Origin of the sequence: Campylobacter concisus, assembly GCF_902460665.1 — a bacterium.
In the GTDB taxonomy this organism is placed as follows: domain Bacteria; phylum Campylobacterota; class Campylobacteria; order Campylobacterales; family Campylobacteraceae; genus Campylobacter_A; species Campylobacter_A concisus_AL.
In genome coordinates this window covers 73,081-86,319 of record NZ_CABPUR010000004.1, presented here as the reverse complement: position 1 = coordinate 86,319, position 13,239 = coordinate 73,081, and the positions used below count along the sequence as shown (strand labels likewise).

Sequence of the window (13,239 nt, the reverse complement as noted above, 5' to 3'; positions counted from 1 at the left end):
ACTTTTAAAGCTAAATTTTTAAAAATGTAACTATAAAACAAAATTTAAGTATAGTTTCTGTATGATTGCGAAGCTCCTTCTTAGACCTGTGCAATGCTTTTTATGAGCACCGCTTCAGGGTGGGAACACAGCAGAGCACTTGTATTAAGTGTGTGCCGCAGTTATCTGAGAGGGGGTCTTTCTAAACCAAAATGTTCATTAAAATCATCACAAATTTCTAAAAAATCCACTCCGTCGATCTTAGGTTTTTCGCTAAAAAATTTATACATATTATTAAATCCATCAGTTAGCTCTTTTGACTTGACGCCATAGCTTATAGAAATTCCAGCTTCTATGTAGGCTGATAGCTTGTCGCAGTATTTTAGTGCTTTGCCATCGATTGGGTTAAATTTATCATCATTTACGTTCTCCATCGTTCCTTCGTGGCAGATGATTTTACGCTCGTAAGTTCTATTTTCAAACTCATCTTTTATAAATTTTTCACCATCTTTTCTGATACCAAGGATGTAGCTAAACTCATCTTTGATCTTTTCTGGCACAAATGGTAAAATCCTCTCATCAATAAGCCTCATCTCATACTCACTGATGATCTCATTTAGCCCCTTTACACCGTACTTTACAGGGCTTATGATATCTCTTGTGAGACTCTCTGGTAGATCATGAAATAGTGCGCAAAAGAAGTTATTTTCTAGGCGTTTTTTGCAAGCTTTTGCTTTTAGTGAGTAAAAATAGCTAAGTATCGCAACAACTAGCATATGTCCTAAGACTGCGGTTTCAGGGATACGAGGCGTTTGTGCCCAGCGCTTTTGAAACCTTAGCCTGCCGCTTAGATCTACAAGGCGGGCTAATTTTTGATTCATAGCGATCTTTCTAACGCCAATTAACTCATAATAATCCTCCATCTCCTCCTCAACCTTAGCCTTAAGCTCTTCTATATCACTTAAAAACTGGCTCGTTTGATAGACGATAGAAAATTCCCACCTCGTGGCAAGATAGCTCGCTGCTTTTAGTATAAGGCGCTCTTTTTCGTGAGTTTTGTCGTTTTTATAGTGGTTTTTAAATCTCTCTAAAAACTCGCCATTTTCAATATCTGAAATAAGGCTATCAAGATTACTTAAGACCCAGCTATTTATCTGCTCTTTTTTTGTCTTTTGGATGTGGTGAAAGACATCTGGTCGTATGTCTGTGACTACAACCCTACTTAAAAACTCAAAAATTCCAGCCTCTATGATATAGTTCATATCGGCGTCTTGCTCTTGTTTTGCTATGAAATAAGCGATGATAAATTTATGAGCTTGCTTATCAAGCTCTACTAAATTTGTCATCTTTGGATAGTCGTTCCAACGTGATATAGATGCTGCTTTAAAGATATGTTCTATAAGCTTAGCACTTATCATTATTTATCCTTTTTGACTACTTTTGGCTTCTTATCATCGGCATAGCTTATCTTTCTAAAGCCCTCTTTATTTGAGCTTCTTCTTGGTTTGTCATCTTTTTTAAATTTATCATCTCTGCTGCCCCTGCTGCTACCACGATCACTTGTGCTTCGTCTCTCACGTGGCTTATCGCTAAAGTTTCTCTCCCTACTTCTTGGAGTAAATTCTTTCTCCTCAGCTGGCTTTTTTACGACTAGATCAGAGCTGATCTCGATAACTGTATGGACATTTCCACGTGGGTTAAAGTCACCAACTATCTTCATAAATTTTGGCTCAAGTTTTTTCTCTAAAACAGAATAAATTTCATTTATACTATCTTCGTGGCTGATGTTGCGGTTCATAAAGCTATTTATATAAAGCTTTATCGCTTTTAACTCTACTACAAGCTTATTTGGGATGTATTCAAGATATATGGTCGCAAAGTCGGGATAACCAGAGCGAGGGCAAAGGCAGCAAAACTCAGGCAGAGTGATCTTTATGACATAGTCCCTTGTTTGCTTATTTTCCCAGACCTCAAGGTCACTCTCTACGTCAAATTCTTTTAAAATTTTCTCACCGTATTTCATCTCTTCGCTCATTTTTTATCCTTTTTCTTTTAAATATCCAAGTGTTTAACGTCTTTTGCGTGGTCTTGGATGTAATTTCTTCTTGGCTCGACCTCATCGCCCATGAAGAGATTAAACGTATCAGAAGCGCTTATAGCATCGTTTATATCGATCTTTAAAAGTCTTCTGTTCTCAGGGTTCATCGTAGTCTCCCAAAGCTGCTCAGGGTTCATCTCACCAAGACCTTTGTAGCGCTGGATATATGCACCTTTTTTCGCATTCTTCTCTACTTCATCAAGCACATCTATAACGTCACTATGCAAGTCTAGGCCGCGCTCTTTTATCTTTTGGCTGATGTAAAGCGCCTCTTCATAGAGTGGGTTTGTAAATAAATTTTCATTTACCACAAGCTCTTCTAAGCCGCTTTCAGTTTGCACATAAATTCTAATCTCATCTTCACTAACGTAGTGGTTTAGTATATTGTGACCCTCAGCTTTTAAGAAATTCTTTAAAATTTCAAAAATTTCATTGTAGCTTTTTGAGACAATGTCTGGATTTTCTATCATATAGCGGATCGCTGAAAGGACGTTAAAGCGTTTTTCAAGCTCTTTTAAGACGCTTCTATAAGCTGCAACGATCTTTAAGAAATCAATCAAATCAGCACTGCCTATACCCTCTATATCAACACCTTCGATACCAGTTTCGATGAGAAATTCATTTAGCGCCTTTTCATCTTTTAGATAAATTTCTTTCTTACCTTTTTTATAGCGATAAAGTGGCGGCTGAGCTAGGTAGATATGACCATTTTCTACAACTTTATTTAAAAATCTAAAGAAGAAAGTTAAAAGTAGTGTTTGGATATGGCTACCATCGACATCGGCGTCGGTCATTATGATGATCTTATGATATCTAAGCTTTTCAGCGTCAAATTCATCTCCAATACCGCAACCTAGCGCTGTTATCATATTTTTTATCTCATCAGACTTTAAAATTTTATCTAGTCTTGCCTTTTCAACGTTTAGAATTTTACCTTTAAGCGGCAATATCGCTTGAAAAACCCTATCACGCCCCTGCTTTGCTGAACCGCCCGCAGAGTCGCCCTCCACTAGATATAGCTCGCTAATTACTGGATCTTTACTTTGACAATCAGCTAATTTGCCAGGTAATGTGCCTACGCTCATACTCTCTTTTTTGCGAGTTAGATCCCTAGCTTTTTTAGCAGCTTCTCTACCACGAGCTGCCATTAGAGCTTTATCCATTATCGCTCTTGCTTCGATAGGATTTTCTTCAAAATACTTTGTAAGCACGTCGAAAACCATCTTTTGAACGATAGGTTTTACATAGCTTGAGCCTAGTTTGCCCTTTGTTTGTCCCTCAAACTGCGGCTCTGGCACCTTTACGCTTACAACTGCGATAAGTCCCTCACGGATATCTTCGCCAGTTATCTTTGTATCTTTTTCACGTGCAGCAGCGTTTGCTTGAACGTAGTTTGTGATAACTCTTGTAAGACCAGCTCTAAAGCCAGCCTCGTGCGTACCGCCATCTGGAGTTTTGATGTTATTTACAAAGCTTAGTAAATTTTCACTGTAAGTGTCGTTGTAAAGCAAGGCAAAATCAACCATAACGTCATCTTCACCACCGCTAAATGATACTGCTTTACTGACAGCATTTGCCTTATTCATATCAGTTACAAAGCTCTCAAGTCCGCCCTCAAAATGAAAACTCTCACTTCTGCCATTTCTTTGATCTTTAAAATTTATAGTTATCTTTGGGTTTAGATATGCTAGCTCGCGAAATCTTTTTACTAAAATTTCATCATCAAATTCAGTCACTTCAAATATACTATCATCTGGCCAAAATTCGACTTGTGTGCCTGTACGGTTTGTAGTTTTTATGACTTCAAGATCGCTTTGTGGAATACCTTTTGCAAATTCTTGTCTGTGAAGTTTGCCATCACGTTTGATATTTACGACTAGTTTTTTAGAAAGGGCATTTACTACAGATACACCAACGCCGTGAAGACCGCCAGATACCTTATAAGTGTCCTTGTCAAATTTACCACCAGCGTGAAGTACAGTTAGAACAACAGTCGCAGCTGAAATTTTCTCAGTTGGGTGCATATCCACTGGGATACCACGGCCATTATCGCTGATGATCGCTGAGCCCTCACGTGTAAGCTCAACATCTATAGTATCGCAGTATCCAGCCATCGCTTCGTCGATAGAGTTATCAACGACTTCGTAGATCATATGGTGAAGACCGCTTATGTTAGTATCACCTATATACATGCCTGGGCGCTTCCTGACCGCCTCAAGCCCTTTTAGTACTTTGATATTTTCTGCGCCGTAATTATTTTCCATAATCTTGCCTTATCTTATAAATTTATCGGCATTATAACTGTTGTCAGCTCCTTTGAACTTACAACAAATGCTAGTGAGCTTTCATTAAATCCAAGCTCAAAATTTTCATCCTCGATGCTACTTAAAAAGTCAAGTAGATATCTATTTTTTATACCTATGAAAAATTCATCTCCAATCTCTAAACCAGTTTGATAATCTATCGTAGTTTTTGCTTCAGAGTTATCTTCTATAACACTTTCAAATGTTATATTGTCTTTTGAAAAAGTTATTTTCATTGTATCACTTAGCATTGAGATAGTTTTTATACCCTCTATCATCTTATCTCTACTTAGCTGAAGTCTTTTTCTAACCTCTTTTGGTATGACACGCTCGTAATCTGGAAATTTACCATTTATAAGTTTTGTGAAAAATTCAAAATTTTGGCTTTGAGCGATTAAGATATTTTCATCATAGTAAATTTCTATCTTGTCAAAAAATAGTTTTTGTATTTCATTGATAGCTTTTTTAGGGATTATTAGTGAAAATTCTTTTTCAGTTGGTGTTTGAAATCTAAATACACTAAGTCTTCTCGTATCAGTACCAACGATATTTATAAAGTCTTTTTTAATATCAAGAAAAGCTCCGTTTAGTTCAAATTTTGGGTTATTACTATCAATACTTGGTAAAATTTTCTTTAAACTTCTTCCTAACATAACAGCATCAACATCAAATTTTGATTTACCATCAATTGTTGGAAATTCTGGGAAATCTTCAAATTTATACATCGGAAGTTTATATTTTGAGTTTTTTTGTTTTATATAAAGATAGTTGTTTACAGTTTCTAACATCACTTCTTCGTCTTTTAGACTTTTTATAATGTCAAGTAATTTTTTACCATTTGCAGTTGCGTAACCTTCATCAACGATTTTTACATTACTTAGCTTATATGCTAGACCTATTTCATGATCAGTTGCTTTTATGTTTAAAACACCATCTTTTGCTGAGATATAAATGTGAGAAGTTATAGCACTAAGATCTCTTTTTTCAAGATATGGATTTGTATTTGTTACTATGCTTTCAAGCATATTTTTGTTTATTAAAACCTTCATTAAAAACTTCCTTCTATTTTTAAATTTAATTTTTTTGTTTTAGTAGGTGATGTTAAAAAGTGAAAAGTGCTTTCAAACATCGAAATACAGCTATTTGAAATGTGAAAAATTATATTTTCTTTTTCACATTTATTCACAAATTTCATATTGTATTTTATCCTTTTGTCAAAATTTTGTTTTTTAATTCAGTAACTTTTAGACTAAAAATTTCATTAGTTTGTATTAGTTCATTTATCTTTTTAATATTATGACTAACGGCACTGTGATCCTTCATACCAAAATAGTTTGCGATTTGTGGCATTGAGTTTGTTGTAAGCATCTTTGCAAGATATATGATGATTCGTCTTGCTTCTACGATATTTGTAACTCTTGATTTGCTTTTTATATCACTTTGTTTGATATTTAGTTCTTTGCTAACTATTTCAACGATAGTATCGAAATTTATATTTTCACGTTTTTCTTTGATTAGATCTTTTAATATACTTTTTGCAAGATCAAGTGTGATCTCTTCTTTCATAAGAGTTTTAAATACGTTTAAATTTATGATAGCTCCCTCGATCTCACGGATATTATCTCCCATGTTTGTAGCTATGTAGTTTATTACCTCTTTATTTAGATCGATTTTATCAAATTCGCATTTTTTGATGATGATGGCTATCTTTGTATCAAGTTCAGGTGGCGTAATATCAGCCATAAAAGCCTTATCAAATCTTGAAATCATCCTATCCTCAAAGCCTTTTAGTGTCTTTGGAGGTCGATCTGAAGTCATAACTATTTGACCATTTTTTGCTAAAAGTTCATTATATGTGTTGAAAAATTCCTCTTGGATTTTATCAGTTTTACCAAGAAACTGTACATCGTCTATTAGTAAAACATCGCAGTTTCTATATTTTTCACGAAATTTTGGCATTGAGTGGTTATTTATGTGACTGGTAAAATCTATCATAAATTGTTCGCTAGTTACGCAAATAACGGTTTTTCCTTTATTTAGGCAGTGATTTCCGACTGACTGAAGTAAGTGAGTCTTGCCAAGTCCTGTCGTGCCATATATAAAAAGTGGATTATAAAGTACACCAGGTTTTTCAGCGGCTGCTTTTGCGCTTAAAAATGCGTATTGATTTGACGCTCCACAGACAAAATTTTCAAATGTGTAGCTTGGATTTAAAATGCTACTTTGTGTTTTTATCTGCTTAACATTTATTTGATTTTGTTTTGATGTCTTGCTACTTTTAGTAGATGAAATTTCTATATTTGGTTTTATGCCTGTTTTAACTTCATATAGGTGAGCAATTTTATCAGCATATCTTGTATTTATAAATTTAGCCATCAACTCATTTGGTGCAGTAAATACGATAATATGATCGTCTGAAGCCTTTTCGTTAAATTTTAATTGCTTGATATAACTTTGGTATTCTTCAGGTGAAATTTGTGTTGAAAGATTTTCTAAAATTTCGTCTGCTATCAAATTTTTATGCCTTAAATTTCGAGAATTTTTATAGTGATACTATCTTAATTTTAATAAAACCTTTGTTAAACTCCGACAAACTTTTTCACATCGTGAAAAAGTCGTGAAAAAGTATTGAAAAGATAGTGATGAAAATTTTAGGAATCGACCCAGGTACGAAGAATTGTGGTTATGCAATACTTGAAAAAAATAAATTTAAAACTACTCTTCTTGAAGCAGGGCTCATAAAAATAAAACCAAACACACTTCAATATCAGATTACCGAGCTTTGCGAAGGGCTCGATCTCATCTTTAAAAATCATAAATTCGACGAGGTCGCAATCGAAGATATATTTTTTGCTTACAACCCAAAAACGGTTTTAAAACTTGCTCAGTTTCGAGGAGCACTTAGCCTTAAAATTTTACAGCTTCATGGTGATTTTGCTGAGTATACTCCACTTCAGGTAAAAAAAACTGTCACTGGCAAGGCCAAAGCTGATAAAGAGCAAGTGGCATTTATGGTGAAGAAAATTTTAGGTATAAACAAAGAGATAAAACCACTTGATATCACTGATGCAATCGCAATCGCACTAACTCACGCAAATAATTTAAGAATAAGCTAAATTTTGATAGGAAAAAGATGGCAACATTAAAAGCTTTACTAATCGGTGAGGTAAAAAACTGTGGCTCGCAAAGTGCGACTGATAAGCTAAATTTACCTTGGAGCTCAGCTATATTTAAAGTAGCTCAAAATGGTGAAATTTTTGCAAATGAGCTTGGTTTTGAGGGTGATAGCGTCGCTGATACAAAGCACCATGGAGGCCCTGAAAAGGCAGTTTTTGCAAATTCATTTGCAAATTACGCCGATTGGGAGAGTTTTTTAGGATTAAAAAATATGGCTTATGGTGCGATGGGAGAGAATTTATGCATTGATGGACTTGATGAGAGCTGCGTATATGTGGGCGATATCCATAAGTTGGGCTCGCTTGTGCTTCAAGTCTCGCAACCTAGAAAGCCATGCTTTAAGCTCTCAAGAAGATGGGGCAATGAAAATATGGCTACTCACATCTTTGAAACTGGGCTTACTGGCTGGTATTACCGCGTCATAACACCAGGATCGTGCAAAGTGGGCGACGTGATAGAAGTTATAGAAAAAGATCCAGTTCATATGAGCATTTTAGAGATAAATAGGCTTTTTTTCGCACCAAATAAAAATTTAAATTTACTAGAGAAATTTAACTCTCTTACCGCTCTTCCAAAAAGTTGGTATAGTGACATAGAAAGACGTATTCAAGGTATTTATAGTACGGAATATATGAGAAATTTATAATAGTAAGTAAAAGTTTTGTTATTTTAACACCCACAAATATTCAAATATTACAAGGCTTATGTGAAATTTTGCATGAGCCTTTAAATTTTAAACATTTTTTACGCTAGAATTACCAAAAATTTAAAGGAGAAGATATGCCATTACTTGATAGTTTTTGTGTAGATCACGTAAAAATGCAAGCCCCAGGAGTTAGACTAGCAAAGAGTATGAAGACTCCAAAAGGCGATGATATCAGCGTTTTTGATTTGAGATTTTGTAAGCCAAATGAAGAAATTTTGTCAGAAAAAGGTACTCATACATTAGAGCATTTATTTGCTGGCTTTATGAGAAACCATCTAAACGGCAACGGCGTAGAGATCATAGACATTTCACCGATGGGCTGTAGGACTGGCTTTTATATGAGTGTAATCGGCACACCTAGCGAAGAAGCTGTAAAAAAAGCATGGCTTGCCTCTATGAAAGACATCTTAGAAGTCAAAGACCAAGATAAAATCCCAGAGCTAAATAAATTTCAATGCGGCACTTACAAGATGCACTCACTTGATGAAGCGCACGCCATAGCAAACAAAATTTTAGCACAAGGTCTAGTCATCATAAACAACGAAGAGATCAAGCTTGACGTTGATGCTATGGGACTAAAAAAGCACTGATTTGAAGCCAACAAAACAAGAAAATCAAGCCTATTTAAAAGAGCAAATTTTAACCTATCTTGGTAACAAACGCTCTCTTTTAGGCTTTATAGATCTAGGCGTAAAATACGCAAAAGATGAACTTAAAAAAGATAAGCTTAGCTGTTGCGACCTCTTTAGCGGAAGTGGCGTGGTGGCTAGGTTTTTAAAACAAAATAGCGAATTTCTAGTCGCAAACGACTTGGAGTTTTATAGCTTCATCACAAACTCATGCTACCTGCAAAACGCCACAAATGAGCTAAGAGATGAGATAAATTTTTGGCAAAAAAAGCTTGAAAAAGAGATAGAAAATAACCTTTCTGAAGGCTTTATAACAAAACTTTACGCTCCAAAAGATGATGAAAATATCGCTTTTGGTGAGCGGGTCTTTTACACGAGAAAAAATGCCAAATTAATTGACACTGCTAGAAGGCTCATAGATGAGATGTTGCCAGAGGAGATGAGAAAATTTTTCATAGCTCCACTACTTTATAATGCAAGTGTGCATGCAAATACAAGTGGAATTTTTAAAGGTTTTCATAAAAATAAAGATGGAGTTGGCCAGTTTGGTGGCAGGGGGCAAAACGCCATTTCAAGGATCACTTCTGATATAAATTTAACTAAACCAATTTTTTCAAATTTTAGCGTGCCATTTGAGGTCTATCAAAAGGACGCAAATTTGCTCGCAAAAGAGCTTGACGACCTTGATCTAGTCTATCTTGATCCGCCTTATAATCAGCACCCATACGGTTCAAACTATTTCATGCTAAATCTCATCGCAAGCAACACTGAGCCAAGTAAAATTTCAAAAGTCTCAGGCATCGCAAAGGACTGGAACAGATCAGTTTTTAATAAAAAATCATCAGCAAGCGAGGCATTTTTTGAGCTGATATCAAATTTAAAAGCGAAATTTGTGCTTATCTCGTTTAACTCAGAGGGCTTTATCAACCAAGATGAATTTGATCAAAATCTAAATAAAATGGGCAAGGTTCAACTATTGCGCCAAAAGTATAACGCCTACCGCGGCAGCAGAAATTTAAAAGCTAGAAACATCCACGTAGACGAGCTTCTTTACGTTTTACAAAAGTAAATTTAGCGCTCATTTCATCACTTCTAAATCTCACTAACGTAATTGTTAGTTTTGCTCATCCTCTGGCAAACACTTCTCAAAGATAAATTTATGCTCATTTGGCAAGGCATCGTAGATAGCATTTGCTAAATTTCTTATCTCCCAAAGGGCTGACTTTGAGCTTCTTAAAGAGATGAAATTTTGCAAGCTTCTAGCGTTTATGCTCCATGTAAGCTCGGTTTTATAGCACTCTGGCAAGCAGTATTTAACTATATCAAGGCTTTTTGTAGTTGAGGCTAAAATTTCACGTAAATTTTCAAGCGCTTTTATGCTTGCGTTATCGACCATTTCGTCATTTGTTAGCACGATAAATTTGGACGCACGCTCAAACTGCCCTACTTCAAATTTCTCCTCCTTTTTTAGCTCTTTTAGCGTGTAGCGGGTTGATTTGACGCTTAGACTTGCCAAGCGGTGACGAGCTAGCTCTTGAAGTAGCGCACGAGAGATACTTTGGATGTAGAAGTTGTAGTATAGGTGCTCTAAGGTAGAGGCGTGTTTAAATTTATTGCCTACTCTATCTATTAGCTCAACATCTTTTTCGCCACCGTTATCGCTTTTATCAAAGCTTTGCCAGCATGTGCGGATAGCGTGAGAGCAGATATTTAGTGGAGTGTGATTTAGTAGTGTTACTTGCATTCTTTCTCTTTTGTAAAATTTTTTAACATTTTACAAAAAGAAGGCTGATTTTATTTGTAAATTTAAAGCATAAATTTCAAAGGGAGACAAACGCTCCCTTTTGTAAAAGTATTAGTTATTATTGTTTTAATTGAAGAAGTGTATTTAACATCTCATCACTTGTTGTGATCGTTTTTGAGTTTGCTTGGAAACCTCTTTGAATAACGATAAGATCTGTTAGCGCACGGCTTAGATCGACGTTACTAGCTTCAAGTTTTGAAGCCGCAATCGTTCCCTTATCGCCTGTGCCAGCTGCACCGATAACTGCTTCACCTGAGTTTGCGGTTTGTGAAAAGACATTTCCTCCCTCGCTTTGAAGACCTTCGTTGTTTGTAAAGGTAGCAAGTGCTACTTTAGCCAGGCCAAAGCTTTGACCATTTGAAAATGAGCCTATTATCGTTCCAGTCTCATCTATTTTTATGCCGTTTAATGTGCCGCCTGTGTAGCCATCTTGCGAGATTGATTCAGTTGATGAGTCTTTATCAAAGCTTGTTAAGCCATTAAAGTCAGTTCCAAGACCAAAATTTAAGCTAATGTTTTGGCCACTTTGTGAGCCGTTGTTAGCTGAAAATGTTATAGTTGCTGGATGGAAACTTGCAAGTGAGCCATTTGCGTTAAATCTAGCTGAGCCAGTTATAACGTTATCTGGACCCTGACCTGAATAGTTTATCTTAGCTGGCTCTGGCACTTGTATAACCATGCTCCACTCAGTTCCACCATCTGTTGTAGTGCCCGTTTTTGCCCATTTTATACTAACTGTGTGTTTTGAACCAAGTGAGTCAAAAATTTCTGCCGTTGAGCCGTGGCTTGACATCATCATCTTACCACTTGCTCTTAGAGCTTGGCCCGGGCTTAGTGCGCCATCAAGTGCTTTCATAATAGTTGTAAGTCTAACATTTTCATTTATAGCAGGTGTAGCGCCTTGAGCTGGCTTTGTAAGACCAGTTGTTGTCATATAAAGTGCTTGATCAGCTACTTCGTTTGATGGATTTTCTAACTTAAACTGACCTTGTTTATTTACAGTTATTTTTACTCCATCATTTATATCAGTATCAGTTCCAGCCATTCTTACTACAGCTTTTAAACCAGCTACTTTCTTTTGTCCATCTGTTAGTGCAGGCAAACCAGCTGCAGCTGCATCATTCTCTGCTTGTGTAACTGCATTATCATATGTTGTTTGATAGGCACCGGTAAGTGCAGCAGAAGCAGCTGCAGAAGTATCTGCATCTTCTATTAAACCTATTGCATTTCTTACACCAACATCAGTTGTTTTAACCTTATTATTTCCTTTATAATCAACAAAGTATCTTGCATCTTTTTGCATAGCAGCACGAAGATCTTCTGTTGTAGTTACTTGCCTTTCTTTCGCATCGTCATATTCGTGAACTGCTGTTGTTTGTGAACTCGTGTAGACATATTGATAAGCTGTGATAATCTCTTTATCATCTAAACCAGCAACTGTATTATTGCCGACATTTACCTTTAGATGGATATTTTTCGTCTCTTTTGTAGTACCTGAGTTATTTCTATTTATAAGTGTTAGTTTATTGCCTTCTGAAATTTCAGCTCTAACGCCAGTTGTATTATATTGAGCATTGATTTTTTCAGCTACTTCGCTTATACTTTTTACTTTTCCAGTTATATTTACACCATTTAATGTTATATCTAATTTTTTTTCCCCACCTAATGAGCCAATGTTGTTAGGTAATCCACTTCCTATTTCAAATTTTTCAGTTTTAGCATTTGCATAGCTTACCCAGATGCCTTGTCCATTTCTTAACGCAAGACCATTTCCAAGCTCATCAAATGTAACACCAAGATCTACACCACGCTCCGTTAAATTTTGCTCTTTTCTTGAGTTCGTGTAAAATTTATCATTATTTACATCATTTTCACTATGTTTTTCACTACTTGATATAATACCATCATCATCATAGTCTATACCACCAGCAACCGAGTCTAGTGAATAAATAGGAGTGCTTCTTTGTCCTATGGTATTGCCTGAGTCAAGGTTACCTTTTATCTTTACTTCTGTTGTCGCTCTTGCTGGAGTGGTAAGACCCTCTTTGATCACGATATTTTTTATCGGTCCAGTTGAGTCGATAGTGCCAGTTTCTTCATCTCTTGTCCAGCCTTGAACGATATAACCACTATTGTTTACAAAATTTCCAGCTTTATCACGGACAAAGTCACCATTTCTTGTATAGTATCTTGTAGTTCCACCATCTGGAGATACGACAAAGAAACCATTTCCTTGAAGTGCGAGGTCTGTTTGCTTATCAGTAGATGTTAGTGTACCTTGTGAGAAAATTCTCGTAGTTGAGTTTATAGTCGTTCCTAGACCTATTTGCATAGCATTTTGACCGCCTAGCTGACCTTGTGGAGCAGTAGCGACTCTTGGAGTTTGGCTTAGTATATCAGCAAAATTTGCACGGTTGTATTTATAACCATAAGTATTGACGTTTGCGATATTGTTGCCTTCTACGTCCATGGCTATCTGGTGGGCTTGTAGGCCTGAAACACCAGACCAAAGTGATCTCATCATTGACTTATCCTTTTTGCAT

General features: G+C 36.1%; 11 protein-coding genes and 1 other RNA gene. 5 read left to right on the top strand and 7 right to left on the bottom strand.

Annotated elements, in window-relative coordinates; genetic code table 11:
- Positions 1 to 77: 77 nt before the first annotated feature.
- Positions 78 to 175: signal recognition particle sRNA small type (gene ffs / locus F3G66_RS07965), an RNA gene on the top strand.
- On the opposite strand, the gene F3G66_RS07960 is transcribed toward ffs, so the two are convergent.
- The 5 genes from F3G66_RS07960 to dnaA form a co-directional block, all read right to left on the bottom strand.
- Positions 162 to 1,397 (bottom strand): HD domain-containing protein, encoded by a 1,236-nt coding sequence (locus F3G66_RS07960; RefSeq protein WP_149707745.1) that lies wholly within the window; start codon positions 1,395 to 1,397, stop codon positions 162 to 164. The genes ffs and F3G66_RS07960 overlap by 14 nt on opposite strands.
- Positions 1,397 to 2,014, bottom strand: coding sequence for a preQ(1) synthase (gene queF / locus F3G66_RS07955; protein ID WP_223154243.1), 618 nt, complete (start codon positions 2,012 to 2,014; stop codon positions 1,397 to 1,399). Before queF ends, F3G66_RS07960 begins: the two co-directional genes overlap by 1 nt.
- A gap of 17 nt (positions 2,015 to 2,031) precedes the next feature.
- Entirely contained in the window at positions 2,032 to 4,341 is a 2,310-nt protein-coding gene (gene gyrB, locus F3G66_RS07950) for a DNA topoisomerase (ATP-hydrolyzing) subunit B (protein ID WP_149707744.1), read from the bottom strand.
- Between the two features lie 14 nt (positions 4,342 to 4,355).
- Positions 4,356 to 5,429 carry a DNA polymerase III subunit beta gene (dnaN, locus tag F3G66_RS07945; RefSeq protein ID WP_149707743.1) on the bottom strand — a complete coding sequence of 358 codons (1,074 nt, stop codon included), beginning with the start codon at positions 5,427 to 5,429 and terminating at the stop codon, positions 4,356 to 4,358.
- A gap of 154 nt (positions 5,430 to 5,583) precedes the next feature.
- Complete coding sequence (gene dnaA, locus F3G66_RS07940; RefSeq protein WP_149707742.1) at positions 5,584 to 6,894, bottom strand: chromosomal replication initiator protein DnaA; 1,311 nt, start codon at positions 6,892 to 6,894, stop codon at positions 5,584 to 5,586.
- Positions 6,895 to 7,016: 122 nt separating this feature from the next.
- Here dnaA and ruvC point away from each other — a divergent pair, with 122 nt between their 5' ends.
- The 4 genes from ruvC to F3G66_RS07920 all read left to right on the top strand — a co-directional run bounded on the left by ruvC (position 7,017) and on the right by F3G66_RS07920 (position 9,961).
- On the top strand, positions 7,017 to 7,496 hold the full coding sequence (gene ruvC / locus F3G66_RS07935; protein ID WP_178140253.1) for a crossover junction endodeoxyribonuclease RuvC: 480 nt from the start codon (positions 7,017 to 7,019) through the stop codon (positions 7,494 to 7,496).
- A gap of 17 nt (positions 7,497 to 7,513) precedes the next feature.
- A complete protein-coding gene (locus F3G66_RS07930) occupies positions 7,514 to 8,203 on the top strand; it encodes an MOSC domain-containing protein (protein ID WP_149707741.1) in 690 nt (229 codons plus the stop codon).
- Between the two features lie 134 nt (positions 8,204 to 8,337).
- A complete protein-coding gene (luxS, locus tag F3G66_RS07925; RefSeq protein WP_149707740.1) occupies positions 8,338 to 8,853 on the top strand; it encodes an S-ribosylhomocysteine lyase in 516 nt (171 codons plus the stop codon).
- A gap of 1 nt (position 8,854) precedes the next feature.
- Positions 8,855 to 9,961, top strand: a complete 1,107-nt coding sequence (locus F3G66_RS07920) for a DNA adenine methylase (protein ID WP_149707739.1) — start codon at positions 8,855 to 8,857, stop codon at positions 9,959 to 9,961.
- A gap of 45 nt (positions 9,962 to 10,006) precedes the next feature.
- Here F3G66_RS07920 and thyX read toward each other — a convergent pair whose 3' ends face one another.
- The gene (thyX, locus tag F3G66_RS07915; RefSeq protein WP_149707738.1) at positions 10,007 to 10,636 is read right to left on the bottom strand and encodes an FAD-dependent thymidylate synthase; all 630 of its coding nucleotides are present in this window, start codon (positions 10,634 to 10,636) and stop codon (positions 10,007 to 10,009) included.
- A gap of 118 nt (positions 10,637 to 10,754) precedes the next feature.
- The gene (gene flgE, locus F3G66_RS07910) at positions 10,755 to 13,220 is read right to left on the bottom strand and encodes a flagellar hook protein FlgE (RefSeq protein ID WP_149707737.1); all 2,466 of its coding nucleotides are present in this window, start codon (positions 13,218 to 13,220) and stop codon (positions 10,755 to 10,757) included.
- Between the last annotated feature and the right edge of the window lie 19 nt (positions 13,221 to 13,239).

Excerpts from the sequence above, each read along its gene's own strand:
- F3G66_RS07960 (WP_149707745.1), bottom strand. The coding sequence starts at position 1,397 with ATGATAAGTGCTAAGCTTATAGAACATATCTTTAAAGCAGCATCTATA.
- queF (WP_223154243.1), bottom strand. The coding sequence starts at position 2,014 with ATGAGCGAAGAGATGAAATACGGTGAGAAAATTTTAAAAGAATTTGAC.
- gyrB (WP_149707744.1), bottom strand. The coding sequence starts at position 4,341 with ATGGAAAATAATTACGGCGCAGAAAATATCAAAGTACTAAAAGGGCTT.
- dnaN (WP_149707743.1), bottom strand. The coding sequence starts at position 5,429 with ATGAAGGTTTTAATAAACAAAAATATGCTTGAAAGCATAGTAACAAAT.
- F3G66_RS07930 (WP_149707741.1), top strand. The coding sequence starts at position 7,514 with ATGGCAACATTAAAAGCTTTACTAATCGGTGAGGTAAAAAACTGTGGC.
- luxS (WP_149707740.1), top strand. The coding sequence starts at position 8,338 with ATGCCATTACTTGATAGTTTTTGTGTAGATCACGTAAAAATGCAAGCC.
- thyX (WP_149707738.1), bottom strand. The coding sequence starts at position 10,636 with ATGCAAGTAACACTACTAAATCACACTCCACTAAATATCTGCTCTCAC.
- flgE (WP_149707737.1), bottom strand. The coding sequence starts at position 13,220 with ATGATGAGATCACTTTGGTCTGGTGTTTCAGGCCTACAAGCCCACCAG.